The following is a 25,588-nucleotide window of genomic DNA, read 5'->3' on the forward strand; positions in this document are numbered from 1 at the left end:
CCTCACGAGACCGTGACCTCTCGGGCTCCGCGGTACCCCGCCCTGTCGGCGATACTGTGCGAAGGTTTAGGGTTCGGTCGCCCGCTGCCTCGCCACCCTCGAGCGGGCCCGGACCAGAGCGACAGCGCGCAGTGCGGCACACGGCCGGGAGGGCTGGACCAGCAGCACACGACGCCTCTGGGGAGCTTGCACGCAATGGAACCCATGGACCCGAACACCCGGGAGCCCGAGGACATGGGCCAGGACGGCGACGGCCACACGCCCGGCCGGCGCCCGCCCGGCACGTCCCGCGCCGCCGACTTCCCGCCGCCCGCCGCCGCACCGGCCCGTACCGTGCGCCTGGTCAGCGGCGACTTCCTGCTCACCGTCAACCCCGTCGACGGCAGCGAGATCGAGGTCTGCCCGCCCGCCGACGTCCCCGGCCGCCCGCGCCCGCGCACGGCCGCCGAACGCACCGAGGCCGACCGCGCGGCGAAGCCGCCCGTCCCGTCCGGCCCCGCGCCCTCGCCCGAACCCCTCCTGGAACGCCAGGAGGAGCGCGAGCGGCTGGTCCGGCTGCTGGCCCGCGGCCGCTCCGTACGCCTGACCGGCCCCGGCGGCTCCGGCCGCACCAGCCTCCTCGACCTCGTCGCCCAGGACTGCGCCGGACTCGCCCCGGACGGCGTCGTCCGGCTCAACGGCCACCGCCGCACCGCGGGCGACCTGCTGCACGAGCTCTTCCACGCCGTACGGCACGCCCCGCTGCACCGGCCGGACCGCGACGAACTCCTGGAGCACCTGCGCGAGATCGGCGCCGTCGTCGTCCTGGACGACATCGAGTTCGGCGGCCCCGCGCTCGACGAACTCCTCGACGCGACACCCGAGTGCGCCTTCCTGATCGCCGCCACCCCGGACGTGCCCGCGCCCTCGGCCGACTCCGCCGTCGAAGAGGTCTTCCTCGGCGGTCTCGACCGGGCCGGCGGCGTCGAACTCATCGAGCGCGGCGCCGGGCGGATCCTCACCGAGGAGGAGGCCAACTGGGCCGGTGACCTCTGGTTCGAGTCCGAGGGCCTGCCGCTGCGCTTCGTCCAGGCCGGCGCCCTGCTGCGCCAGCGCGACCGGCTGCGGGCCGGCACCAGCGCCGTGGAGGAGTTCGGCGTCTTCGCCGACACCCCGCCCGACGACGCCCCCTTCGCGGGCGGCGACGGCGACGGTGGCGACGACGACGTGCCCCTGCCCTCGCTCGGCGAGGCCGCCGCGCCCGCCCCGCTGCTCGCCTCCCGGCTCAGCGCCTCGGCCCGCGCCACCCTGCGCTTCGCCGTCGCGCTCGGCGGCGAGGTGCCCCATCAGGCCCATCTGCCCGCCCTGATCGGCGACACCCACGCCGACGCCGCCCTCGGCGAACTGGCGAGCTGCGGCCTGGTCTCCCCGGTCGGCTCCCGCCACCGGCTCGCCGCGGGCGTCCTCACCCAGCTGGAGGCCGCCGGATACGGCGACGACGCGGCCGAGCAGGCCGACAGCGCCGCCCGGCACTACGCCTGGTGGGCCGCGCACCCCTCGGTGACGCCCGAGCGGGTCACCGCCGAGGCGGACGCCGTGCTCGCCGCCCTCGCCGTGCTCGTACCGCTCACCGCGCCGCCCGCCGAGGGCGAGGAGAGCACCGCCGTCCACCTCGCCCGCGCCGCGGCGCCCGCGTTCGCCGCCGGACTCGGCTGGAGCGCCTGGGAACGCGCGCTGCGCTTCGGCACCGAGGCGTCCCGGCTCGCCGGACAGGTCGCCGAGCAGGCGTACTTCCACCACGAGCTGGGCATCCTCGCGCTCTGCGGCGGCCTGCTGGACCGGGCCCGCGCCGAGCTGGAGGCCTCCATCGGCCTGCGCGGCGCGCTCTCCGACCGGCGCGGCACCGTCGCCGGACGCCGTGCGCTCGCCCTGGTCGCGGACCGCTCGGGCACCGCGCCGGGACTCGGCGCGATGGCCGCCCTCGGCCCGGGGGAGGAGACGCCGTACCTCCCGGAGGAGCCGGTGTCGCCGCCCGGCGGTGTGCCCGCGCCCTTCCCGGCGCTGCGGCCGCCCGCCGAGGAGACGTCCGGCACGCTGGTCACCTACCAGCCCTCGGACAGCGGTGCGCCGACCGTCTCGCACGGGCCGTCCGGCCTGCCCTCCCACGCCCCGGCCAGGCACCGGGCCGGGCTGAAGGGCTTCGCCCGGCGCAACCTGGTGGCGGCGGGCGCGGGCGCGCTCCTCGCGGCCGTCCTCGGCACGGTGGTGACGCTCGGCGCCACCTCCCACAAGGACACCGACGACCCCTCCGGGAAGGTCGGCGGCAACCCGCCCGCGAGCCAGGACGCCGGCGACGGCGACCCGGCGGCCGACAGCCCGCAGGACGGCGGCGGCAGCGGCGGTGACGGGGGCGCCCCGGACGCCGGGGGCGGCTCGGCGACCGCCGCGCCCAGCGGGCGGCCCACGGACCCGGGACCCGACGGCACCCCCGGCACCTCGGACGACCCGGTGCCTCCGGGGGCCTCGGGCAAGCCTTCTCCGGGCACGGGCTCCACCGGCGGGACGGGCGGCACCGGCGGCAAGCCGACGCCGTCCGGTACGGCGAGCACGCCCGGTGGCACCACGCCCACCCGTCCGGGGACGGGCACGCCCAGCAGCCCCGGCACGCCCAGCGGTCCGTCTACGCCGACCACGCCGACCAGTCCGTCCACGCCGACCGGCACACCGGACCCGACCGACACGGACACCACCAGCCCGTCCAGCACCGTCACCAGCACCCTGTCGGCACCGGCCACGGCGAGCGGTTCCGCGACCGCGCCCGAGAGCGGGGACGGCGGCGAGGGTGGCGACGGCGGCACGACCGGCCCGGACGCCGGGTCGGTCTGAGCCGTCTGAGCTGTCTGAGCCGGGGCGACGGCCCGGGGCCCGTGCCCCGGGCCCGCAAGGGTCAGAACAGCCGCAGCTTGTCGTCCTCGATGCCGCGCAGGGCGTCGTAGTCCAGGACCTGGCAGCCGATGCCGCGGTCGGTGGCGAGGACGCGGGCCTGGGGCTTGATCTCCTGGGCGGCGAAGATGCCGCGCACCGGGGCGAGGTGCGGGTCGCGGTTCAACAGCTCCAGATAGCGCGTGAGTTGCTCGACCCCGTCGATCTCGCCGCGCCGCTTGATCTCGATCGCGACGGTCTGCCCCTCGCCGTCCCGGCACAGGATGTCCACCGGGCCGATCGCCGTCATGTATTCACGCCGGATCAGTGTGTAGCCCTCGCCGAGGGTGTCGATGCGGTCCGCGAGGAGCTCCTGGAGGTGTGCTTCCACGCCGTCCTTGATCAGCCCGGGATCGACGCCGAGTTCGTGCGAGGAGTCGTGGAGGATCTCCTCCATCGTGATGATGAGCTTCTCGCCCGCCTTGTTGACGACGGTCCAGACCCCTTCCTCCTCGCCCGCGCCCTCCTTGAGGGCGCACGGCGGCGACATCCAGTTCAGGGGCTTGTAGGCGCGGTCGTCCGCGTGGATCGAGACGCTGCCGTCGGCCTTGACCAGGATCAGACGGGGTGCCGAGGGAAGGTGGGCGGTGAGCCGGCCCGCGTAGTCGACGGAGCACCGGGCGATGACGAGACGCATGGTCGGCAACGCTACTCGACACACGGCGCCGTACGCGATTCGCCCGTCCTGCTCCGCTCGCGCCCGGTGGACGCCTCGCGCGGAACCGCCCCATTTTTCCCTGGATCACCCGTGTTCACTTGTGGCCGATTGTGTTCCCAACTCGACCGGCGGGTACGCGCATTCGCCTGGTAAGCCCTCGTTTCGTTGCCTACCGTAGGAACGGGAGGTCGCGATGTGTGTACTCACCGTGTTCGGTATCACGAACTCCCTCATCTGTCCGGCAACCCCTGCTGGTCGGGGGTGCGAGAGGAGAACCCATGTCGCTCGACGTCTCACCGGCCCTACTCGAACAGGCCGAGCGAGGCGAGGTCGACGAAGCTGCCTTCGTCGACTGCGTCCGGACCTCCCTGCCCTATGCGTGGGAGATGATCAGCTCCCTGGTGGCCCAGCTGAAGGTCGACGGCGGAGACTTCGCCGACAACCAGACGCCTCCGCCGGACGAGCAGGCACGCGGCCAGCTGCTGCGTGCACTCGCGAGCGACGCGATACGCGGCGCGCTGCAACGGCACTTCGGTGTGCGGCTGGCCTTCCAGAACTGCCACCGCGTGGCGGTGTTCCCGCTGGACGGCTCGGTCGATGAGCGGCTGGCCCGGTTCACTTCGGTGCGCAGCCAGGTGCTCAACCAGTCGCCGGAGTTCAGGGACTGCTGAGGGGGCAGTGGTCGTCGGCTTGCCGCCCCGCCTGCGGGAGAATCATGGAGGCCGGGGCGGCAGGCCCTCCGGCGGCGGACCGCCGCCGGTCCGGCACCTCCGGTCCGCCGCCGGTCCGGCAGGTCCGGTTCAGCGCAGCCGGGGGAGCACCTCGGCGCCCAGCCGCCGTACGGTCTCCTCGGTCGCGGCCAGCTCGCCGGAGCCCTCGACGAGCAGGGCGAAGCGGGAGATACCGGTGCGCTCGGCGGTCGCCGCGAGGCGGTCGGCGCACCGCTGCGGGCTGCCCACCGGGTGCAGGGCGCAGAGCATCTCCGTGTAGGCCAGCGGATCACGCATCCGGCGGCTGCGGCCGTCCACGGTCACATGCGCGTCCAGTCCCTGTTTCAGCCATCCCGGCATGGCCTTCAGCAGGGTCTCCGCGGCATCGGCGTCGCGGTCCGCGATGTGGCAGACGCCCGCCGAGACATGGCCCGCGTCCGCGATCCGCTCCTCCGGACGCCCGGCGGCCCGCGCGCAGCGCTGCCACAGTGCGACCATCTCCGCCTTCTCCTCGTCGCCCGCGTGCATCCCGAGCAGCATCGGCAGCCCGCGCTCGGCCGCCAGCCGCACGCTCGCCGGGGAGGTGCAGGCGACGACGACCTCGGGCCCCGGGGCCTCGGTCAGTGCCTCGTCCGGCCGGGGCACCACGGCCACCTCCCGGAAGGCGAACCGCTCCCCGTCGGCCGCCACCGACGGCTCGCGCAGCCAGCGCAGCAGCAGGTCGAGCGACTCCGGGAACCCCGACTCGTAGGCCGCGAGGCCCGCCCCGAAGACCTCCAGGTCCACCCAGGGCCCGCCGCGGCCCACGCCCAGCGAGAACCGCCCGCCGCTCGTCAGGTGCAGCAGCGCGGCCTGCTCGCCGAGCGCGACCGGATGGACGGTGGGCAGCACGCTCACCGCGGTCCCGACGCGCAGCCGGCGGGTGCGGCCGAGCAGCAGCGCGGCCAGCGTGATGGCCGACGGGCACGTCCCGTACGGTACGAAGTGGTGCTCGGCCAGCCAGACCGCGTCAAGACCGGCCTCCTCGGCGACCTCGGCGGTGCGGACCGCGCGGTGCAGCGCCTCCCCCTGGCCCTGCCCGGGGAACTGGGCCGCCAACACGAAACTTCCTACGCGCATCGCTCTTCCTGCTTCCTCGGCTCCGACGCGGAGCTCCCCCACGCGGCATAACCGTCCGACACGTGCCCAGGACACGGCCTGGCAGAGGGATTTCCGGATTGTCTGCATTGTCTGCGCAATTGACCGTTCCGGAGAGCGACTTGGGCGGTTCGGCGGGCAATCCGGTTCTTTGCGTGTCCGCTCGGCGGCGCCGCGTACGCTGGAGGCATCCCGTTCCCTTCGCAGAACCCGGTGAGGTGTCCCGTGTCCCCGCGTCGCAACCGTCCCAAAGGTCCCGGCTCCCCGGGCCGGAGCGCCGAGGACGACGCGGCGAGCCGCTACGGGGGCTGGCAGTCCACCGAGAGCTGGCAGGGCGAGGCGTGGTGCGTGCGCCATGTCGCGGGCGCCGGCACGGCGGGCAAGACCTACCGCTGCCCGGGGTGCGACCAGCTGATCGGCCCCGGCGTCCCGCACGTGGTCGCCTGGCCCGAGTACGCGGGCGTGGACGACCGCCGCCACTGGCACAAGGCCTGCTGGAACGCGAAGGACCGCCGCACCACGCGGGTGCGGCGGTCCCGGGACGCGCCGAGGTTCTGAGGCCCGGAGGGGGCCCGTACGGCTTTCTACACGTCCCGCTCCCGCAGCAGCGCCCAGGCGCCGGCGCCGACCGCTGCGGTCACCCCGAGGATGATCCACAGCGGATCCCAGCCCGCCGGGCCGGAATCGCTCAGCGAGCTGGAGTAGAAGACACCGAGCTGGTTCGGGATGGAGTACTCGAACAGCGCGGTGCGCACCGGCTCCAGCGAGCGCGTGAACATGAACAGCGCGATGACCAGCGGCGCCAGCACCACCCCGATCATGATGGTGATGCCGCCCGCCGAGTGCCGCAGCACCGAGCCGATGAGCAGCGAGACCAGCCCCAGCAGCGCCAGGTAGAAGCTGACGCCGACCGTGGCCTTGAACCACTCGCCGCCGGTCGGCCGCCGCGCGCCGCTGCCGTCCAGCATCGCCGTCTGGGCGACCGCGACCAGCGCGGTGCACGCCAGCGTGATGACGAAGGAGAGCAGGAAGAACACCAGGGCCTTCGCCACCAGCACCCGGCCCCGGCTGGGGCAGGCGGTCATGGTGGTGCGGATCATGCCGGTGCCGTACTCGGAGGCGGTGGTCAGTACGCCGAGCGTGATGATGCAGATGCTGCCCAGGAGCACCCCGATGAAGCCCAGCGTCAGGACGTTGTCGTCGCCGGACATGTCGGCGGAGGAGTGCGCGACGACCCCGCCGACCAGCAGCCCGACGCCGACCACCAGCACGATGAACACACCCAGCGTCCACATCGTGGAGCGCACCGACTTGATCTTCGTCCACTCCGAGGCGAGCGCGTGCCCCAGATGCGTCCGCACGACCGGGATCGGCGAGGTGTAACCGGGCAGGACGGACGGTGCGGACGGCGCCCCCGCCTGCCAGGCGGGCTGCGGAGTCGGCGGCATCGGAGTCTGCGGCGTGCTCATCGGGCGTCCTCGGACTGGGTGACGTCTGCTGCGGGTGCGGGTGCGGGTGCGGGTGCCGGAGCCGGTGCGGCGGCCGGTGCCGGGGGCTGGGCGGCGCCCGCGTACGGGTTCGGTGCCCCCGCGCCCGCGTACGGCTGGGGCGGGCCGCCGTAGGGGCCCGCGGCGGGCTGCGCCTGGGGCGGCGGCGGGGCGTACCAGCCGGGCTGGCCCTGGCCCGGCACCGGCACCGGCGGCTGCGCGCCGGGCGGCAGGGGCTGCATCAGACCGGACTTGGCGTCGGTCGTCGAGCGGTAGTCGACCACCGACTGCGTCATCCGCATGTACGCCTCCTCCAGGGAGGCCTGGTGCGGGGACAGCTCCCACAGCCGGACGCCGGCCTCGTGCGCGAGGTCGCTGATGCGGGGCAGCGCCAGCCCCGTCACCCGCAGCGCGCCGTCCTGCTCGGGCAGCACCTGCCCGCCCGCGCCGGTCAGCGCGGACGACAGCTTCTCCCGCTGCCGCGGCTCGGTGTCGGGAACGCGGACCCGGGCGAAGTCGGCGGAGTTCGCGGAGATGAAGTCCGTCACACTCATGTCGGCGAGGAGCTGCCCGCGCCCGATGACGATCAGATGGTCCGCGGTCAGCGCCATCTCGCTCATCAGATGCGAGGAGACGAACACGGTCCGGCCCTCGGCGGCCAGCGACTTCATCAGATTGCGCACCCAGAGGATGCCCTCCGGGTCGAGGCCGTTGACCGGCTCGTCGAAGAGCAGCACCTGCGGATCGCCCAGCAGTGCCGCCGCGATGCCGAGCCGCTGCCCCATGCCGAGCGAGAAGCCCTTGGAGCGCCTGCGGGCCACCTCCTGGAGACCGACCACGCCCAGCACCTCGTCCACCCGGCGGGCCGGGATGCCCGACAGCTGCGCCAGCGACAGCAGGTGGTTGCGGGCGGTCCGGCCGCCGTGCACCGCTTTGGCGTCCAGCAGGGCGCCCACCTGGCGCGGGGCGTTGGGCAGCCGCCGGTAGGGATAGCCGCCGATCGTCACCGAGCCCGCGGTCGGGTTGTCCAGGCCGAGGATCATCCGCATGGTCGTCGACTTGCCCGAGCCGTTCGGCCCGAGGAAGCCGGTGACGGCACCGGGCCGTACCTGGAAGGAGAGGTTGGATACGGCGGTCTTGGCGCCGTAGCGCTTGGTCAGGCCGACTGCCTCGATCATGCTCCGGTCCCATCGGAAGGTGGCCGTCCCAGGTTCAGGACAGCGGGGCACACGCCCCCGTAAGGCTTAGGAGCTTATCCGGGCGCTGACGGTTCCGGCCAAAAGAAGGTAAAGCCAGGGCGGCCCGGTACGTCAGGATCTGCGGCGTTCCGTCCTCAGGCGTCTCGCCTGCGCAGCAGCGCGTAGCCGGCCGCGAGCGCCGCGATCACCCACAGCGCCATGATGCCGAGACCGCCCCAGGGACCGTAGGGGGTGTCGTCGCCGACCCGGGGGAGGACCCGCAGGATGCGGCTGCCCGCCTGGTCCGGCAGGTACTGGCCGACCTTCTTCGTCGCCGAGACATTGCCCAGGATGTTGGAGATCAGGAAGAAGAACGGCATCAGGATGCCCAGTGACAGCAGCGGGGAGCGCAGCATCACCGCGGCCGCCATCGAGAACACCGCGATCAGCGTCATGTAGAGCCCGCCGCCGATGACCGCGCCCAGCACACCGGGCGCGGTGATCGTGGTCCTCAGCGGGCCGAGCATCGCCTGCCCGAGGAAGAACGCGGCGAAGCTGGTGGCCATGCCGACCAGCAGCGCCAGGGCCGCGGCCACGGCCACCTTGCTCGCCAGGAACGCCCCGCGCCGCGGCACGGCGGCCAGCGAGGTGCGGATCATGCCGGTGCTGTACTCGTTGGACACCACCAGCACCCCGAACACGATCATCGCGAGCTGCCCGATGGTCATGCCCGCGAAGCTGACGAAGGTCGGGTCGAAGGAGAGCCGCTCCCGCGCGGGCATGTTCCCGAACTCGTTGCGCGAGAGCGCCGAGATCAGCATGCCGAGGGCGAGGGTGACGACCACGGCGAGGGACAGCGTCCACACCGTCGACGCCACCGACCGGATCTTCGTCCACTCCGAGCGGATCACCTGGGTCGCCGCCATGTCTCAGCCCTCCACCGTCGTCGGCGCCGCGTCCCGTACGGTCCCCTCGGGCGGCGGTCCGGTCCGCGTGCTCCAGTCCGCGCCCCACGGCCGCTCGGCCGGCTCCGCGTGCGCGTGGTACTCCACCGACGAGGCGGTCAGCCGCATGAACGCCTCCTCCAGCGAGGACTGCCGGCTGCTCAGCTCGTGCAGCACCACCTGGTGGCGGGCGGCCAGCTCACCGATCTCCTCGGACCGGCCGCCGTCCACCTCCAGCGCCCCGTCACCGCCCTGCACGACCTGGATCCCGGCCCGGTGCAGCGCGTCCAGCAGCCGCTCCCGGTCGGGGGTGCGGACCCGGACGTGCGAGCGCGAGTTGCGCGCGATGAAGTCCGCCATGGAGGTGTCCGCCAGCAGCCGCCCCTGCCCGATGACCACGAGGTGGTCGGCGGTCAGCGCCATCTCGCTCATCAGGTGCGAGGAGACGAAGACCGTACGGCCCTCGGCGGCCAGCGACTGCATCAGAGAGCGGATCCAGTGGATGCCCTCCGGGTCGAGCCCGTTGACCGGCTCGTCGAACATCAGGATCCGCGGATCGCCCAGCAGCGCGCCCGCGATGCCCAGGCGCTGGCTCATGCCGAGCGAGAAGCCCTTGGCCTTCTTCCGGGCCACCGCCGCCAGCCCCACCGTCTCCAGCACCTCGTGCACCCGGCGCTCGGGGATGCCGTTGCTCTGCGCCAGGCACAGCAGATGGTGGTAGGCGCTGCGCCCGCCGTGCACGGCCTTGGCGTCCAGCAGGGCGCCGATGTACGTCAGCGGGTCCGTCAGCTCGTGGTAGTGCCGGCCGTCGATGCGCACGTCCCCGCCGGTGGGGTGATCGAGCCCCAGGATCATCCGCATGGTCGTCGACTTCCCGGCCCCGTTGGGCCCCAGGAATCCGGTGACGGTGCCCGGCCGCACCGTGAACGTGAGGTCGTCGACCGCCACCTTCTCGCCGTAGCGCTTGGTCAGCCCCGCCAGTTCGATCATGCGGCCACGCTAAGGGCGCGCCGAGCCCCCCGCCACCGGAAGGCGACGGGGGGCTCGACGGCGACCGGCCCCGCGACGGAGGGCGGCCGAGCCGCCGCCCCGGTCCACCGGGTCTGTCTCTGTGCCTACCGGGTCTGCTGGGCGGGGACCCCGCGGGAGACCGGCTCGTCCTCGGCGGGGGTGCCCGCCGCGGCCACCGCGGCACCGGTCAGCGTCGCCAGCATCTCGCGGACGTTCGTCAGCTGGGCGTTGATCGAGTCGCGGCGGTTGGTCAGCGCCGCCAGCTCCCGCTCGGACTCCGAACGGATGCGGTCTGCCTTGGCGTTGGCGTCGGCCACGATGTCCTCGGCCTGGCGCTGCGCCGTCTCCACGGTCTGCCGGGCCCGGCGCTCGGCGTCGGTGCGCAGCTTCTCCGCCTCCAGCCGCAGCTGCTCCGCGCGGTGCTCGATCTCCGCGAGGCGCTTCTCCGCCTTCTGCTGGCGGGACGCCAGGTCGCGCTCGGACTGCTCGCGGCGCTTGGCGAGGTTCGTCTCGAAGTCCGCGGCGGCCTGCGCGGCCTTGGCGCGGGTCTCCTCGAAGAGGGCGTCCGCCTCCTCCCGCTTGGACTGCGCGTCCTTCTGTGCCTCGCTGCGCAGCTGCGAGGCGTCGCTCTTGGCCTTCTCGACGATCCGGACGCCCTCGTCCTCGGCCTTGGCCTTGCGCTCCGAGGCGAAGGACTCGGCGTCGTTGCGGACCTGCTGGGCCGCCGACTCGGCCAGCTCGCGGTGCTGCTCGGCCGCGCGCCGCGCCTCCTCGCGCAGATCCTTGGCCTCCTCCTCGGCGAGGCGGAGGATCTTCTCGACGCGCGCGCCCAGACCGGCGTACGACGGCTCGGCGTCGGTGATCTGGGCCTGGGCGTTCTGCGTCTCTAGGTGGAGCTCCTCGATGCGCTTCTCCAGCGTGGTGACACGGGAGAGAGCCCTGTCGTGGTCGGAGACCAGCTTGGCGATGTAATCGTCCACCTGAGCGCGGTCGTACCCACGCCGCACATGCTCGAAGCCGTAGGGGGAAGTGTCGCTCATGGGGTTCCTGTCGAATGAGACCGGTGAGGTGATAGGTCGAATCCTAGGGGCCGAAGCGGTGTGTCATCGAGCGGATACGTGTTTGATCTGGAGAATGACACCTCTTTTGAGTGGCTGACCGCCGCAGCGCTTGCCAAGTACCACGGCGCAGCCTTCGGAAGCTCCCCCGTGAGGCCCCGAATTCACCCTAAAGGCTAACCTTCTGACTACCCCTCTGACGACTTCTCCCCGGAACGGGGTGCTCCGACCGTCGCGCCCGCCCGGACCCCGGCGTCCTTCCCGGACCCCGGCGCCTCGAAGGACTCCAGCGCCTCCAGCACGTCCTGCACCCGGGAGATCTCGGCGTTGATGTCCTCGCGCCTGCGCACCAGGGTCTCCAGCTCGCGCTTGCCCTCCTCGACGGTGCGCCGCGCCTCCTGGACCGCCTCGGCCTTCAGCTCCTCGGCCTCCTTGGAGAGCTTGGCCTTCTTCTGCTCGGCCTCCTTGAGCAGCCCCTCGGCCTTCTTGACCGCGGCGATACGCACCTTGCCCGCCTCGGAGTTGGCGTCCGAGACGATCTCCTTGGCCTTGGCCTGCGCCTTCGCCAACTGCTCCTCGGCCGCCTTGATCAGCGCGTCGCAGCGGTCCCCGGTCGACTTCATCGTGTCGGCCGCCTCCCGGCGGGCCCGCTCGTGCAGCCCCTCGATCTCCGCGGTGAGGCGCGCCCGCAGCTCCTCGGCGCGCTCCCGGATCTGGGTGGCGTCCCGGCGGGCCCCGACCAGCAGCTCGTCCGCGTCCGTACGGGCCTTCTCCACCGCGGAGTTGCCCTGGACCGTCGCCTCGGACAGGATCCGCTCGGCCTCCTGGCGGGCCGCGCCCACCATCGTGTCGGCCTGCGCCTCCGCGTCCGCCTTGGACGTGACCGCGCTCGCCTGTGCCTCGGTGAGCAGCTTGTCGGCCTCCGCCGTGGTCTCGTTGATGAGCTTGTCGACCTGCTCGGCCGCCTCCGAACGCCGCTTGTTGGCGTCCTTGCGGGCCTCGTCCAGGGTCCGCTCGGCCTCCTCGCGGGCGGCCGTCACCAGCCGCTCGGCCTCCGCCGCCGCCTCCGCCCGCACCCGCTCGGAATCGGTACGGATCCGCTCGGCCCGCGACTGCGCGGAGCCCACCGTCTCGGCGGCCTCGGCCCGCAGCCGCTCCGCGTCCCCGGTGGCGTCCGAGATCAGCTTCTCCGCCTTGGCGACGGACCCGGTCCGCACCCGGTCGGCCTCGGCCAGCGCCTCGGTGCGCACCCGCTCGGCCTCGGCCGCCGTCTCCGTGCGCAGCCGGTCGGCCTCGGTGATCGTCTCCGTGCGCAGCCGGTCCGCCTCGGCGACCGTCTCCGTCTGGAGCCGCTCGGCCTCCGCGCGCGCCTCGGAGATCAGCGTGTCCGCCTGCGTCGCCGCGTCCGAACGGATCCGGTTCGCGTCGTCCCGGGCGTCCGCACGCGTGCGCGTGGCGTCCTGCTCGGCCTGCGCGATCGTGTCCGACGCCTCGGTACGCATCCGCTGCGCGTGCTCGGCGACGTCCGCGCGGACCCGCTCGGCCTCCGCGATGGCCTCGGACACCGTGCGCTCGGCGAGCGCCTTGGCGGCCTCGGTCTCCTCGCCCGCCTCGCGCCGCAGCCGGGCCGCGTCCTCGCTGGCCCGCTCCCGCTCGGCATAGGCGTCGGCGCGGACCCGGTCCGACTCCTCCTCGGCCTCCCGGCGGGTACGGTCCGCCGCGTGCTCGGCGGCCGAACGCAGCCCGGTGATCTCCTCCTGCGCCTGCTCGTGCAGCCCGGCCACGGAGTCCCGTACCTGCTGCGCGTGCGTCTCGGCGGCCGACACCATCTCGGTGGCCCGCCGGTCGGCCTCCTCCACCAGCCGGGTGGCCTCGGCCTGCGCCTCCTCCACCCGACGGCGCGCCGACGCCAGCAGTTCCTCGCTCTGCTCGCGCGCCCGCTCCCGCTCCTGGCCGGCCTCCTGACGGGCCGAACCGAGCAGTTCCTCGGCCTCGCGGCGGCGCCGGGCGGACTCCTCCTGCGCGGCGGCCAGCGCCTCGGACGCCTCCGCGCCCAGCCGCTCGGCGGCGGCCTGCGCCTCGGCGCGGACCCGGTCCGCGGTGTCCTGGGCCTCCGCCTTCAGCCGCTCCGCCTCCGCCGCGGCCTCCGAACGCAGCCGCACGGCCACGTTCTCGCCCTCGGCGCGGGACGCGGACGCGTCCGCGGCGGCCTCGTCGCGCAGCCGCTCGGCCTCCGTCTCGGCCTGCTCGCGCAGCGCCCGGATCCGCTCGGCGGCCTCGGTCCGCAGCCGCTCGGCCTCCTCGGCGGCCTCCCGGCGCAGCCGCTCGCCCTCCGCGCGGGCGTCGGTGAGCGCCTGCTCGGCGGCGGTGTGGCGCTCCTCGGCCTCGGTGTGCAGCCGGGTCAGCTCCTCGGTGGCCTCGGCCTGCCGGGCCGCGAGCGCCCGCTCGGTCTCCTCGCGCAGCCCGGTCGCGGCCCGCTCGGCGTCCGCCTTCACCGACTCCGCGTGCTCGTCGGCCTCCGCGCGCAGCCGCTCGGCCTCCGCGCGGGCGCGCTCCAGCGTCTCCTCGGCCTGCCGGCGCAGCACCGTGGCGCGCTCGATGGCCTCGGTGCGGACCTTCTCGCTGTCCGCGCTCGCACCGGCGCGCAGCTCGTCGGCGTCCGCCTTGGCCTTGGCGAGCAGCTCCTCGGCGGACTTCGCCGCCTCCTCGATCTGCGCCACGGCCTCGCGCCGGGCCTCCGCGCGGATCTTCTCGCCCTCGGCGACCGCGTCGGAACGCAGCTGCTCGGCCTCGCCGCGCAGCCGCCGCGCCTCCTCCTGGAGCTCGACGGTCTTGGCGCGGTACTCCTTGGTGTCGTCCTTCGCCGCGCCCTTGAGCTCCTCGGCGATGTCGTGCGCCTCGGCGCGCAGCCGGTCCGCCTCGGCCTCCGCCTCGGTGCGGATCCGCTCGGCCTCCTCGGCGGCCGCCCTGGTGGTCCGCTTGGCGTTCTCGGACGCCTTGTCCAGCACCTCCTCGGCGGTCTTCGCCGCCTTGGACAGCTGAGTGGCGGTCTCCTCGGCGGTGGCCGTACGGGCTTTCTCCGCGGCCTCGGCGAGGATCTTCTCCGCCTCGGCGCGGGCGTCGGCCACCAACTGCTCGGCCTCGGACCGGGTGGACTCGGCCTCCTTGGTGGCCTCCTCGACCAGCCGGGCGACCTGCTCCTTGGCGGTGCGCGTGCGCTGCTCGTTGGCCGACTCGGCGCCGGCCAGCGTCTTGGCCGCGCTCTCCTCGGCCTCGGTGACCAGCTTCTCGGCCTCGGTCTGCGCCTTGCGCAGCGCCTCCTCGGCCTCCGTCATCCGCTGCTCGGCGGCCCGGCTCAGCTCGGTGGCCTGGCGGCGGGCGGCCTCCGACTCGCTCGCCGTGCTGCTGCGCAGCCGCTCGGCGTGGTCGGTGGCCTCCTGCGCCTGGCCGGCGGCGGCGCCCAGCAGCCGCTCGGCGTCGGCGCGGGCCCGGCGCAGCAGCTGCTCGGCCTCCGCGCGCGCCGACTCGGCCTCGGTGCGCAGCCGCTGCCGGGCCTCGGCGGTCAGCCGCTCGGCCTCGGCGCGGGCGGCGGACATCGCCTGCTCGGCCTCGGCGCGGGACTCGTCCAGCAGCCGGCGGGCCTGCTGCTCGGTACGGGCGCGCAACTGCTCGGCCCAGGCCACGTTCTCGTTGACGTGGGACTCGACGGTCTGGCGGCGCTCGGCCAGCTCCTGGTCGAGCTGCTGGCGCCGGTTCACCGCCTCCTGGTGCAGCTCCGCCTGGAGCCGGGCGGCCTCCTCGGCGTGCTCCTGGAGGATGCGCTGGGTCTGCGCCCGCGCCTGGCTCAGCTCGCGCTCGGCGTCGGCGCGGATCTGCTCGGCCTGCACCTGCGCCTGCCGCAGCAACTGCTCGGCCTGGTAACCGATGTCGGCGCTGTCGTAGGCGGGCCGGGTCATGATGGTGCGGCGCGCCTCGTGCAGCTTGGCGCGCAGCACCTCGACCTGGTAGCCGAGGTCCTCGGCGTGCTGGATCGCCTTCTCCCGCTCGGTCTTCAGCCGATCCATCTCGGCCTCGAACCGAGAGAGGTGGTCGACGTCAGCCGCCGGCTCTCGCTCCTGGCGTTCGTAGCCCCGCACTGCGCGGTCCCATCCGTCCCCTGGTCGCAAGCCTGTCCAAACGAGCTCCGTCCATCCGCCGGACGGGGCCCCCGGGGAATGGTGTCAGATCAACGGCGGAGCATGGGCTGCTGCCCCGTCGTCCGTCCCCCGAAACGTGGACCCCGGAAAGCGATCGGCCCGCTGAGCGGACGATCGCCCCCAACCCTACCGGCCCTTATGTAGGTCGGTCAGTGCTCGGCCGTCCCAACGGGCGCCGAAGTGACGAGTTCTGTGAGGACGCCATGGCAGTCCTTGGGGTGCAGGAAGGTGATCCGTGACCCCATGGAGCCGCGTCGCGGCTCCTCGTAGAGGACCCGCACGCCCTTGTCGCGGATGCCGGCGGCGTCCGCGTCGACGTCCGCGGTGCCGAAGGCGATGTGATGCACGCCCTCGCCGTTCTTCGCGAGCCACTTCCCGACGGCGGAGTCCTCGCGGGTCGGTTCCAGGAGCTGGAGGTAGGAGGCGCCGCCGTCGGACGTCTCGTTGATCTTGAGCATGGCCTCGCGCACGCCCTGCTCGTCGTTGACCTCGGTGTGGAACACCTCGAAGCCGTACGTCGCCCGGTAGAACTCGACGGTCGCGTCGAGGTCGTGGCAGGCGATCCCGATGTGGTCGATTCGCGTCAGCATGGACTCAGTGCAGCGCCGATCGGATGGTTACGCAACGTGCGCGCGATCACACCGACGGCCCGATGACGGGGCGGACCGCCGCTCAGTACATTCGAAGTAAACCCTCGTTCACTCCTCGGCTGTGCAGGCCGGTAAGGGGAATCGCAGCTCATGGCTTCTGGAAACTCCGGTACGACCGGTTCGGTGATCGTCGCGGGCGCCCGTACGCCCATGGGCCGGCTGCTCGGCTCGCTCAAGTCGTTCTCCGGCGCGGATCTGGGCGCGTTCGCGATCAAGGCGGCCCTGGACCGCGCCGGCATCGGGGGCGACCAGGTCCAGTACGTGATCATGGGCCAGGTGCTCCAGGCCGGCGCGGGCCAGATCCCCGCCCGGCAGGCCGCGGTGAAGGCGGGCATCCCGATGAGCGTGCCCGCGCTCACCGTCAACAAGGTGTGCCTCTCGGGCCTGGACGCCATCGCGCTGGCCGACCAGCTCATCCGCGCGGGCGAGTTCGACATCGTCGTGGCCGGCGGCCAGGAGTCCATGACCAACGCCCCCCACCTGCTGCCCAAGTCCCGCGAGGGCTTCAAGTACGGCGCGGTGGAGATGCTCGACTCGATGGCCCACGACGGTCTGACCGACCCCTGGGAGACCATCCCGATGGGGGAGTCGACCGAGAAGCACAACACCCGTCTGGGCATCGGCCGCGCCGAGCAGGACGAGATCGCCGCCCTGTCCCACCAGCGCGCCGCCGCCGCCCAGAAGAACGGCGTCTTCGAGGCCGAGATCACCCCCGTGGAGATCCCGCAGCGCAAGGGCGACCCGGTGCTCTTCAGCAAGGACGAGGGCATCCGCGGCGACACCACCGCCGAGTCGCTGGCCCGGCTGCGCCCGGCCTTCGCCAAGGACGGCACGATCACCGCCGGTTCCTCCTCGCAGATCTCCGACGGCGCCGCCGCCGTGGTCGTGATGAGCAGGGCCGAGGCCGAGGAACTGGGCCTGGAGTGGATCGCCGAGATCGGCGCCCACGGCAATGTGGCCGGTCCGGACAACTCCCTCCAGTCCCAGCCGTCCAACGCGATCCTGCACGCCCTGCGCAAGGAGGGCCTGGAGGTCTCCGACCTCGATCTGATCGAGATCAACGAGGCGTTCGCCGCGGTGGCCGTGCAGTCAATGAAGGACCTCGGCGTGTCCACGGAAAGGGTGAACGTGAACGGCGGCGCCATCGCCCTGGGTCACCCGATCGGGATGTCCGGCGCCCGGCTCGTGCTGCACCTGGCGCTGGAGCTGAAGCGGCGCGGCGGCGGCGTGGGCGCGGCGGCGCTGTGCGGCGGCGGCGGCCAGGGCGACGCGCTGATCGTCAAGGTGCCCGGGGCCTGAGGGCCGCCCGGCGCCTGAGGGCCGCCCCGGCCCGGTGTGCGGCCGGACCCGGACCCCCGGTGAGCGGGGTGTCCGGGGTATCCCCCCGACCGATCCTCCGCGTACGTTCGTGAGATCGGCGCGGAACACGTGAACGGAGCTGTGATGCAGGACGTCTCCTCTCTGGTGGCCCAGGCCAGGGACGGCCGGCCGCGGGCCGTGGCCCGGCTGATCTCCCTGGTGGAGGGGGCGTCACCGCAGCTCAGGGAGGTCATGGCGGCGCTCGCGCCGCTCACCGGCAACGCCTATGTGGTCGGTCTGACCGGCTCGCCCGGGGTCGGCAAGTCGACCTCCACCTCGGCGCTGGTGACGGCCTACCGCAAGCAGGGCCGACGGGTCGGCGTGCTCGCCGTGGACCCGTCCTCCCCGTTCTCCGGCGGCGCGCTGCTCGGCGACCGGGTCCGCATGTCGGAGCACGCCTCGGACCCCGGTGTGTACATCCGCTCGATGGCGACCCGCGGCCATCTGGGCGGCCTGGCCTGGGCCGCGCCGCAGGCGATCCGGGTGCTGGACGCGGCCGGCTGCGACGTGGTCCTGGTGGAGACGGTCGGGGTCGGCCAGTCGGAGGTGGAGATCGCCTCCCAGGCGGACACCAGCGTGGTGCTGCTGGCGCCCGGGATGGGCGACGGCATCCAGGCGGCCAAGGCCGGGATCCTGGAGATCGGCGACGTCTACGTCGTCAACAAGGCCGACCGGGACGGCGCGGACGCCACCGCCCGCGAGCTGAACCACATGCTGGGCCTGGGCGAGGCCCGCGGTCCCGGCGACTGGCGGCCGCCCATCGTCAAGACGGTGGCCGCCCGCGGCGAGGGCATCGACGAGGTCGTCGAGGCCCTGGAGAAGCACCGGGCGTGGATGGAGGAGCGCGGCGTCCTCGCCGAGCGCCGCCGCGCCCGCGCGGCCCGCGAGGTCGAGACGATCGCCGTCACGGCCCTGCGCGAACGCATCGGCGACCTGCACGGCGACCGCCGCCTCAGCGCCCTCGCCGAACGCATCGTCACCGGCGACCTGGACCCGTACCGCGCGGCGGACGAACTGGTCGCGGGCCTGACCCAGGGGTAGGACCGGCCCAGGCCCAGGCCCAGGACCGGGACCGGGACCGGGACCGAGTCAGGGCTGGGGACTGGATTCGGGGGCTCCCGGCCGTAGGGGGCGTGAGCGACGGCCCGCCGAGGGCTCTCAGCCTTCCGGCCCGGCAGACCGGGCCCACCTTCCTACGGGTCCGTGCCCGCTTCCTACGGGCCCCCGCCCGGCCGTACGGGTCCGTGCCCGGCGGACCGGGCCCACCCGGACCTGTCGGGCGCGGCGGATCGCGCCCGCCGGGCCGAGCGCGGACCTCTCCCGCTCCGCCGGTTCGGCCTGCGCCGGGCCCGGAACGGCGGCGCCGCGCCGCACGGCCGCGAGCCCGCGGGGTGCTTGTCCCCGCATGGCCCTCGGGCCCGGCGTGGCGTAGGGCCCCTGGGGCCGCGGCCCGACGGGACGGGGCGACGCTGGTCCTGGCGGATGGCCCCGCGCCCTCGCGGCGAGCGGGGCCGGTGCCAGCCACCCCGCATGCCGGGATGCTGCCGGGTCCGGCCGACTGCCTCCCGAGGCCCGAGGCCCTACGCGTAGTGCCCGTCCCGCCGGGCCGTGACCGCCGGGCTCCGGGCGCCGGCCCGGGAACGCGGTCCGGGGGTCAGGGCCGAGGCCGGTCAGGGCCGGAGCCGGAGCCGGAGCCGGAGTGCGGTCCCCGTCACGGCTACGGGCGGCCCCGCTGGCCGCGCAGGTGCTCCGCGATGGGCTTGAGCGCCTTGCTCAGCTCTGTCAGGGCCTCCGGGTCCAGCAGATCGATGAAGTGCCGCCGCACGGACGCCACATGGTGCGGGGCGACCTTCTGCATGGTCTCCATGCCGTGCTCGGTGAGGACGGCGAACAGCCCGCGGCGGTCGGACTCGCAGTTCTCGCGGCGCACCAGGTTCGCGTTCTCCATGCGGGTGATCTGGTGCGAGAGGCGGCTCTTGGACTGGAGCGTGGCGGAGGCGAGGTCGCTCATCCGCATCCGCACGTCCTCCGACTCGGAGAGATTCACCAGGATCTCGTAGTCGTTCAACGTCAGACCGAAGGGCTGGAGGTCTCTTTCGAGCTGGTACGTCAACAGCCTGTTGACCTCCAGGTGGGTGCGCCAGGCGCACTGCTCCGCATTGGTCAGCCAGCGCGTGGCCGTGTCGGTCTCCATGAATGAAGTCTACCTAAGAAGTTGAAAGGCGAACTAATGGGGGGTCGCATGACGGCGCGCACGCGTTCGAGCCGTCACACTCCGCAGACTACCGCTCACAGCCCGAAGCGACGCTGGAGGTCTCCCAGCTGTCCGGGAAGGCGCGGTGAGCCCGCCTGCTGTCCCTGCTGTCCATGACCGGCCGGACCGGTCCCGCCCGGCACCCCGGGCTCGGCCGGGGGCGCCCCCACGGCCTGCTCCGCCATCAGCGCCTCCGACGACTGGAGCAGCACCGTACCGGCCCCGACGAACTCGAACTGGTGCTCCTCGCCGGAGGCCCCGCCGAGCCCCGTCATCGCACGTAGGCCGCCCAGTACGCCCGTCAGATAGCCATGGTCGTAGTGGTGGCACGGGGAGGGGCAGTCGGCCCAGCCGACCAGCGCCTGCGGGTCCACCCGGATCGGCGGTTCCATGAAGACCACCGGGCCGTTCGACGCGGCCACGAATTTTCCGGTTCCGATCAGCGTGAGGAAGCCCGGAACGATCGACTGCTTCAGCGCGAGACTTGGCTCAAAAGCAAGCAGGTTGCCCGAGCGAATGGTCAGATTGCCGTCCTCCAGGTCGTACGAGTTCACATCGAAGGCCCGGTCGGCGAGGAGCATCTTCCCCGAACCCTCCGCCACCACCCAGTCCGCGGCGTGCAGAGGCGAATGGAACGAGGTGCGCAGCAGCCGGTCGAGCCGCCCGTGTCCAAAGCCGTTGAACTCGATCGCCCCGTAGTAGGCGATCATCTTCCCCTTCTGGAGGAACCACTGGCTCCCCTTCAGCTCCACACAGAAGGTGTAGTGGTTCACGTTGTCGTCGGCCGGCAGTGTCATCGGGTCGTACACCACGGGCCCGGCGCCGGGCGTTCCGTACGCGCTCACAGCTTCTCCTCCGACGCCTGGACGTAGACCATGCCGCTGCCGCTCAGCTCCAGCTGGAACGCCTCGCCCGAACCCCGGCCCACCATGTCCCGCCAGCCCAGCGCGGTCGACAGCTTGTTGCGGACGTCGCCGTGATGGGCGACGTAGGCCTGCGGGTCGACATGGACGGGCCGCTGCGGGGTGACCGGGATCTCCAGCACCCCGCCGTGCGCCATCACCGCCACCGCGCCGTGCCCCTTCAGGGTGGTCGTGAACAGTCCCTGGCCGGTCACCTGGCCGCGCACCATGCCCATGATCCCGCCCTGCGAGCCCATGAACATCGTGCCCTGCTGGAGCGTGCCCTCGAAGGCGAGCAGGCGGTCGGCCTCCACGTACAGCGTGTCGCCGGACAGTCCGATCACCTGGATGTGGTGGCCGCCGTGCCCGAAGAAGACCGTGCCGCTGCCCTCCACCGTCATCAGCGGGGTGGCCTCGCCCGCGACGCGGCGCCCGATCATGGACATCACCCCGCCCTGACCGCCCTGGATGTTCGGGGTGAACGACACGTCGCCCCGGTACGCCAGCATCGCGCCCCGCTGGCTGAACAGCCGCTGCCCCGGCACCAGCGTGGCCTCGACCATCTTCGAGTTGATCTCCCGGAAGGTCATCTCACGCGTCCCCCGCGATCGTGTTCCGCTCGCTCGGCTGGACGTAGACCAGGCCGTCCCCCTCGAAGCGGATCTGGAACGCCTCGCCGCCGCCCTCCCCGAGGAATGTGCGGAAGGTCACCCCGGACTGGAACGTCTGCCGCAGATTTCCCTGGTGCGCGATATAGGCGCCCGGGTCGACGGTCAGCGGGTACTGCGCGCTCACCCGGAGCACCACGGCGGGGCCGTCCGACATGATCGCCGCCTGGCCGCTGCCCTCGACGGTGGTCGTGAACAGCCCGTTGCCCTGCGAGGCGCCGCGCAGCCCGGTGAACGTCGTGCCCGTCCTCAGTCCCGCGTCCGTCGCCAGCAGATTGCTCGACTCGACATACAGCTTCTCCCCCTGGAGGCGGACGAGATTGATCTCGGACGCCCGGTCCGCGAACCAGCAGGTCCCCTGCCCCCGCACCTCCATCACCGTCATCTGCTCGCCGGTGATCCGCCGCGTCACCATCCCCCGCAGCCCCTCACCGCCACCCGTCAGCTTCTTGAAGGCCATCTGACCGTCGTACGCGACCATCGAGCCGTTCTTCGCCTTCACGGCATCCCCGGTCATGTCGACGGCGAGCACCTTGCTGCCTTGCAGTCGGAACATCGCCACGGAGTGAAGGTAGCGGCGAACGGGCCGCCGCCGACAGCACCCACGGGCGGAGACCGCCCCCCGCCCCGGGTGGAGAAATCCCCGACCTCCACCCCTAGGGGCCGAGCACCCCCGGCGGTTTGCCACAATGGACGGAACTTTGTGCCTGCGTTCACAAACCCGGCCGCAGCTCCCGGCCGTCTCCCGCCGCATCCCGCCGAATCCCCCCGAAGGTGACCCGTGGACATCAAGACCGCCACCGCCCTCCGACGCCTCCGCCTGGTCTCCGCCCCCGAGGCGGTCAGCTTCCTGCTCCTGCTGGTCTGCTCGGTCCTGAAGCGGACCACCGACTTCAACGCGGTCCCCGCGATGGGCGCGATCCACGGCATCCTCTTCGTCCTCTACGTGCTCTTCTGGGCCGACGCCTGGAACCGCACCAAGTGGCCGCTGAAGACCGCCGCCCTCTACTTCGTGCTCTCGGTCCTGCCCACCGGCGGCTTCTTCGCCGAGCGCAAGCTCAAGCGCGAGGCCGAGGACGCGGTCATCGCCTCCCGCGCCCGCCGCGAAGGAGTGGTGAACGCGTGATCGTCGCCTTCTCCGTCACCCCGCTGGGCGTCGGCGAGGACGTGGGCGAGTACGTCGCCGACGCCGTCCGGGTCGTGCGCGAGTCGGGCCTGCCGAACCGCACCGACGCCATGTTCACCTCCGTCGAGGGCGAGTGGGACGAGGTCATGGACGTGGTCCGGCGCGCCGTGGCCGCGGTGGAGGCCCGCGCCCCGCGCGTCTCCCTCGTCCTCAAGGCCGACATCCGCCCCGGCGTCACCGACGGCCTCACCACCAAGGTGGAGACGGTCGAACGGCACCTGGCGGGGGAGTAGCCCGAAGCCCGGGACGGGCCGGGGAGCGGGGGCGCGCGCTCGCACCCCGTCCGCCCGCGCACCCCGTCCGCCCGCGCACCCCGGATCACCCGCCGGGCGCCGCCAGCGCCATCCCCAGCGGCGTCCGCTCGTACAGCACCCGGTGCCCGTACCGCCGCGAGGTCAGCAGCCCCGCGTCCCGCAGCACCGCCAGATGCGCGGACACCGACGAGGGGGCCAGCCGCAGCCGGTGCGCCAGGTCCGACGTCGTCGCCGGGTCGGCCAGCGCGCCCAGCACCGCGGCCCGCCCCCGCCCCAGCAGCCGTACCAGCGCCTGCGCGCCGGCGGCGCCCGGCTCCGTCCACAGCCCCGCGAGGCCGCGGGCCGGATAGACCAGCGTCGGCTGCCACGGCGGCTCGAAGCCGCTGATCACGTCCGGCCACGAGAACACGCTCGGCATCAGCACCAGCCCCTGCCCGCCCAGATCGCGCCCGTACTCGCCGTGCCGGTCCACGGTCAGCGTCCGCCCGTCCCAGGACAGCCGCCGGTCCAGCTCCGGCAGCAGCGCTTCGAGGCCCACCTCGGCCAGCCGCCGCGAGTGGAAGACGATGTCGGCCTCCAGCAGCGCCCGCAGCCGCGGCCACTCCGGCTCCACCAGCACATGCCAGGCGGCCTCCAGCAGGTCGGCCAGCTCCCGCACCGCGCGCGCCGGATCGGCCAGCAGCGCCCGGCCGCCCGGCGAGCGCAGCGCACCCGGCGTGTCCGCCAGGGACCGCGCCAGATCCTCCCGGGCCGCCACCGGATCGGCCGCCCGCACCGCCGCGATCTCCTCCTCGAACGTCGCCGCCGGGCCCAGCGGCGGCGGCCCCAGGAAGTCCGGGCTGTGCCCCCGGCGCGGCATCACCAGCCGCAGCAGGCCCAGGTCGAGACCGCGCGCCGCCTCCCCGATGCTGCGCAGCCAGTGCGGGTGGTAGCCCAGCCGGTCCGGGCGGCCCAGCGTGCGCACCGCCTCCTGCGTCTCCCACAGCGGCGACAGCGCGAACCGGCACCGCAGCAGATCCTCGTCACCGAAACGCAGCCGGAACGGCACCCGGCACCACCCCACCCTCACATGGAAGATTCGGCTGTCGCCGAAAGACTAGGCCGCGCGGCCCGGCGACCGCACGCTGCCGTCCATGCAGCAGCGCTACACCCAGGTCTTCGCCGTCCCCGAGTTCCGGGCCGTCTTCGCCGCCCACGCCCTCTCCCTGCTCGGCGTGATCGTCAGCGAGATCGCCCTCTCCGTCCTCGTCTACGACCTCACCGCGTCGCCCCTGCTCAGCGCCCTCACCTTCGCGCTCGGCTTCCTCCCGTACGTCGTCGGCGGCACCCTCCTGGCCGGGCTCGCCGACCGCTTCCCGGCACGCCGGGTGCTGGTCGTCTGCGACCTGGTGTGCGCGGTGTGCGTGGCGGGCATGGTCGCGCCCGGGGCGCACATCGGCGTCCTGCTCGCGCTCCGATGCGCCCTCGCCCTGGTCTCACCGGTCTTCCAGGGCACCCGCATGGCCACGCTCGCCGACATCCTCGGCGACGGCGACCTGTTCGTCCTCGGCCGCTCCCTGCTGCGGATCGTCTCGCAGAGCGCGCTGCTCGTGGGCTACGGGCTCGGCGGGCTGCTGCTCACCGTGGTCAGCCCGCGGCACGCCCTGCTGATCACCGTGGCCACCTTCCTGGCGTCCGCCGCCCTGCTCCGCCTCGGCACCCGCCGCCGGCCCGCGCGCGGCGGCAGCGGCGGCGCCCTGGTGGGCGACTCGCTGCGCGGCGCCCGGCAGGTGCTCGCCGACCGCAGGACGCGTGTCCTGCTGCTGCTGTTCTGGGTGCCGCCGATGTTCGCCGTGGTGCCCGAGGCCCTGGCCGCCCCGTACGCCGCCGCGCTCGGCGCCGGGTCCACCGGGCTCGGCCTGCTGATGTGCGCGCTGCCCGTGGGCACCGTGGCGGGCGAGCTGTACGCCGGTTCCCGGCTGGCGCCCGCCACCCGCGAACGCCTCGCCCTCCCGCTGGTGAGCCTCGCCCTGCTGCCCTACCTCGGCTACGCCCTCCACCCGGGCCTGCCCCTCTCGCTGCTCCTGCTGCTGGTCTCCGGCGCCGGGTCGGCCTACACCCTGGGCCTGGACCAGTGGTTCGTCGCCGCCGTGCCCGAGGAACTGCGCGGCCGGGCGATGACCCTGCTCACCGCCGGTCTGATGACCCTCCAGGGCGTGGGCATGGCCCTGGCGGGCGTCGCGGCCGAGTTCGCCGGCGCACGGGCCGCCGTCGCGGGCGCCGGGGTCCTGGGCACGGTCTGCTGCGTCCTGCTGGCGGGCGCCGCCCGGCGGACGTCCGCGACGGCCGGACGACCACCGGGCGACCGCCCGGCGACCGAAAGGCGAGACGGGGCTGACCACGATATGACCGGCGGGTAGGGTCTGATGCCGTGCCGAAGCCCCTCAGTCTCCCGTTCGACCCCATCGCCCGCGCCGACGAGCTCTGGAAGCAGCGCTGGGGAAGCGTGCCGTCCATGGCGGCGATCACCTCCATCATGCGCGCCCACCAGATCCTGCTGGCCGAGGTCGACGCCGTGGTCAAGCCGTACGGACTGACGTTCGCGCGCTACGAGGCCCTGGTGCTGCTCACCTTCTCCAAGGCCGGCGAGCTGCCGATGTCCAAGATCGGCGAGCGGCTGATGGTGCATCCCACCTCCGTGACCAACACGGTGGACCGCCTGGTCAGGTCCGGCCTGGTGGCCAAGCGCCCCAACCCCAACGACGGCCGCGGCACCCTCGCCGTCATCACCGACAAGGGCCGCGAAGCCGTCGACGCCGCCACCCGCGACCTGATGGCGATGGACTTCGGCCTGGGCGCGTACGACGCCGAGGAGTGCGCGGAGATCTTCGCGATGCTGCGGCCGCTGCGGGTGGCGGCGCACGACTTCGACGAGGGCTGACCAGGCCGTGCCGGGAGCCGACGCACCGCCCCGCGGGCAGTGCGACCCGGCCCAA

23 protein-coding genes are annotated in these 25,588 nt (G+C 73.4%); 9 read left to right on the plus strand and 14 right to left on the minus strand.

The features are described from left to right. Positions 1 to 204 precede the first annotated feature (204 nt). Positions 205 to 2,865 carry an ATP-binding protein gene (locus tag B086_RS0136925; RefSeq protein WP_037874594.1) on the plus strand — a complete coding sequence of 887 codons (2,661 nt, stop codon included), beginning with the start codon at positions 205 to 207 and terminating at the stop codon, positions 2,863 to 2,865. A 61-nt stretch (positions 2,866 to 2,926) separates the two neighbouring features. Here the strand turns inward: B086_RS0136925 and nucS are convergent, their stop codons facing one another. Continuing rightward, on the minus strand, positions 2,927 to 3,598 hold the full coding sequence (gene nucS, locus B086_RS0136930; RefSeq protein ID WP_018571475.1) for an endonuclease NucS: 672 nt from the start codon (positions 3,596 to 3,598) through the stop codon (positions 2,927 to 2,929). 299 nt (positions 3,599 to 3,897) lie between these two features. Here nucS and B086_RS0136935 point away from each other — a divergent pair, with 299 nt between their 5' ends. Further along, a complete protein-coding gene (locus tag B086_RS0136935) occupies positions 3,898 to 4,290 on the plus strand; it encodes an SCO5389 family protein (protein WP_018571476.1) in 393 nt (130 codons plus the stop codon). A gap of 129 nt (positions 4,291 to 4,419) precedes the next feature. Here B086_RS0136935 and B086_RS0136940 read toward each other — a convergent pair whose 3' ends face one another. Continuing rightward, complete coding sequence (locus tag B086_RS0136940; RefSeq protein WP_026253167.1) at positions 4,420 to 5,448, minus strand: LLM class flavin-dependent oxidoreductase; 1,029 nt, start codon at positions 5,446 to 5,448, stop codon at positions 4,420 to 4,422. Between the two features lie 243 nt (positions 5,449 to 5,691). Here B086_RS0136940 and B086_RS0136945 point away from each other — a divergent pair, with 243 nt between their 5' ends. After that, complete coding sequence (locus B086_RS0136945; RefSeq protein ID WP_018571478.1) at positions 5,692 to 6,024, plus strand: hypothetical protein; 333 nt, start codon at positions 5,692 to 5,694, stop codon at positions 6,022 to 6,024. Positions 6,025 to 6,050: 26 nt separating this feature from the next. Here the strand turns inward: B086_RS0136945 and B086_RS0136950 are convergent, their stop codons facing one another. The 7 genes from B086_RS0136950 to mce form a co-directional block, all read right to left on the minus strand. Continuing rightward, entirely contained in the window at positions 6,051 to 6,935 is an 885-nt protein-coding gene (locus B086_RS0136950; RefSeq protein ID WP_018571479.1) for an ABC transporter permease, read from the minus strand. Next, positions 6,932 to 8,131: an ABC transporter ATP-binding protein gene (locus tag B086_RS0136955; RefSeq protein ID WP_018571480.1), complete on the minus strand. Its 1,200-nt coding sequence runs from the start codon at positions 8,129 to 8,131 to the stop codon at positions 6,932 to 6,934. Before B086_RS0136955 ends, B086_RS0136950 begins: the two co-directional genes overlap by 4 nt. 155 nt (positions 8,132 to 8,286) lie before the next feature. Next, the gene (locus B086_RS0136960) at positions 8,287 to 9,057 is read right to left on the minus strand and encodes an ABC transporter permease (protein WP_018571481.1); all 771 of its coding nucleotides are present in this window, start codon (positions 9,055 to 9,057) and stop codon (positions 8,287 to 8,289) included. Between the two features lie 3 nt (positions 9,058 to 9,060). Then, positions 9,061 to 10,065: an ABC transporter ATP-binding protein gene (locus B086_RS0136965; RefSeq protein WP_018571482.1), complete on the minus strand. Its 1,005-nt coding sequence runs from the start codon at positions 10,063 to 10,065 to the stop codon at positions 9,061 to 9,063. A gap of 125 nt (positions 10,066 to 10,190) precedes the next feature. Next, positions 10,191 to 11,126, minus strand: coding sequence for a DivIVA domain-containing protein (locus B086_RS0136970; RefSeq protein ID WP_018571483.1), 936 nt, complete (start codon positions 11,124 to 11,126; stop codon positions 10,191 to 10,193). A gap of 206 nt (positions 11,127 to 11,332) precedes the next feature. Beyond that, positions 11,333 to 15,280 carry a polarized growth protein Scy gene (gene scy, locus B086_RS0136975; protein ID WP_018571484.1) on the minus strand — a complete coding sequence of 1,316 codons (3,948 nt, stop codon included), beginning with the start codon at positions 15,278 to 15,280 and terminating at the stop codon, positions 11,333 to 11,335. Between the two features lie 209 nt (positions 15,281 to 15,489). Continuing rightward, the gene (gene mce / locus B086_RS0136980; protein ID WP_018571485.1) at positions 15,490 to 15,930 is read right to left on the minus strand and encodes a methylmalonyl-CoA epimerase; all 441 of its coding nucleotides are present in this window, start codon (positions 15,928 to 15,930) and stop codon (positions 15,490 to 15,492) included. A 150-nt stretch (positions 15,931 to 16,080) separates the two neighbouring features. Between mce and B086_RS0136985 the strand changes: the two genes are divergently transcribed. Then, a complete protein-coding gene (locus B086_RS0136985; RefSeq protein WP_086024381.1) occupies positions 16,081 to 17,289 on the plus strand; it encodes an acetyl-CoA C-acetyltransferase in 1,209 nt (402 codons plus the stop codon). A 144-nt stretch (positions 17,290 to 17,433) separates the two neighbouring features. Then, entirely contained in the window at positions 17,434 to 18,390 is a 957-nt protein-coding gene (gene meaB, locus B086_RS0136990; RefSeq protein ID WP_018571487.1) for a methylmalonyl Co-A mutase-associated GTPase MeaB, read from the plus strand. 676 nt (positions 18,391 to 19,066) lie between these two features. Here the strand turns inward: meaB and B086_RS0136995 are convergent. From B086_RS0136995 to B086_RS0137010, 4 genes are all read right to left on the minus strand, one after another. Further along, entirely contained in the window at positions 19,067 to 19,543 is a 477-nt protein-coding gene (locus B086_RS0136995; protein ID WP_018571488.1) for a MarR family winged helix-turn-helix transcriptional regulator, read from the minus strand. 95 nt (positions 19,544 to 19,638) lie between these two features. Continuing rightward, positions 19,639 to 20,448, minus strand: a complete 810-nt coding sequence (locus tag B086_RS0137000; protein WP_018571489.1) for an AIM24 family protein — start codon at positions 20,446 to 20,448, stop codon at positions 19,639 to 19,641. Beyond that, the gene (locus B086_RS0137005) at positions 20,445 to 21,095 is read right to left on the minus strand and encodes an AIM24 family protein (RefSeq protein ID WP_018571490.1); all 651 of its coding nucleotides are present in this window, start codon (positions 21,093 to 21,095) and stop codon (positions 20,445 to 20,447) included. The genes B086_RS0137000 and B086_RS0137005 overlap by 4 nt, the downstream gene beginning before the upstream one ends. Before the next feature lies 1 nt (position 21,096). Beyond that, positions 21,097 to 21,729 (minus strand): AIM24 family protein, encoded by a 633-nt coding sequence (locus B086_RS0137010; protein WP_037874554.1) that lies wholly within the window; start codon positions 21,727 to 21,729, stop codon positions 21,097 to 21,099. Between the two features lie 225 nt (positions 21,730 to 21,954). Here B086_RS0137010 and B086_RS0137015 point away from each other — a divergent pair, with 225 nt between their 5' ends. Further along, on the plus strand, positions 21,955 to 22,299 hold the full coding sequence (locus tag B086_RS0137015; RefSeq protein ID WP_018571492.1) for a DUF3817 domain-containing protein: 345 nt from the start codon (positions 21,955 to 21,957) through the stop codon (positions 22,297 to 22,299). After that, on the plus strand, positions 22,296 to 22,592 hold the full coding sequence (locus B086_RS0137020) for an MTH1187 family thiamine-binding protein (RefSeq protein WP_018571493.1): 297 nt from the start codon (positions 22,296 to 22,298) through the stop codon (positions 22,590 to 22,592). Before B086_RS0137015 ends, B086_RS0137020 begins: the two co-directional genes overlap by 4 nt. Positions 22,593 to 22,677: 85 nt before the next feature. Here the strand turns inward: B086_RS0137020 and B086_RS0137025 are convergent, their stop codons facing one another. Next, complete coding sequence (locus B086_RS0137025) at positions 22,678 to 23,661, minus strand: ArsR/SmtB family transcription factor (protein WP_018571494.1); 984 nt, start codon at positions 23,659 to 23,661, stop codon at positions 22,678 to 22,680. A gap of 85 nt (positions 23,662 to 23,746) precedes the next feature. Between B086_RS0137025 and B086_RS0137030 the strand changes: the two genes are divergently transcribed. Both B086_RS0137030 and B086_RS0137035 read left to right on the plus strand, forming a co-directional pair. After that, complete coding sequence (locus tag B086_RS0137030; protein ID WP_026253169.1) at positions 23,747 to 25,012, plus strand: MFS transporter; 1,266 nt, start codon at positions 23,747 to 23,749, stop codon at positions 25,010 to 25,012. A gap of 11 nt (positions 25,013 to 25,023) precedes the next feature. Further along, entirely contained in the window at positions 25,024 to 25,533 is a 510-nt protein-coding gene (locus tag B086_RS0137035; RefSeq protein ID WP_018571495.1) for a MarR family winged helix-turn-helix transcriptional regulator, read from the plus strand. Positions 25,534 to 25,588 lie beyond the last annotated feature (55 nt).

This window comes from Streptomyces sp. PsTaAH-124 (genome assembly GCF_000373685.1).
Taxonomy (GTDB): domain Bacteria; phylum Actinomycetota; class Actinomycetes; order Streptomycetales; family Streptomycetaceae; genus Streptomyces; species Streptomyces andamanensis.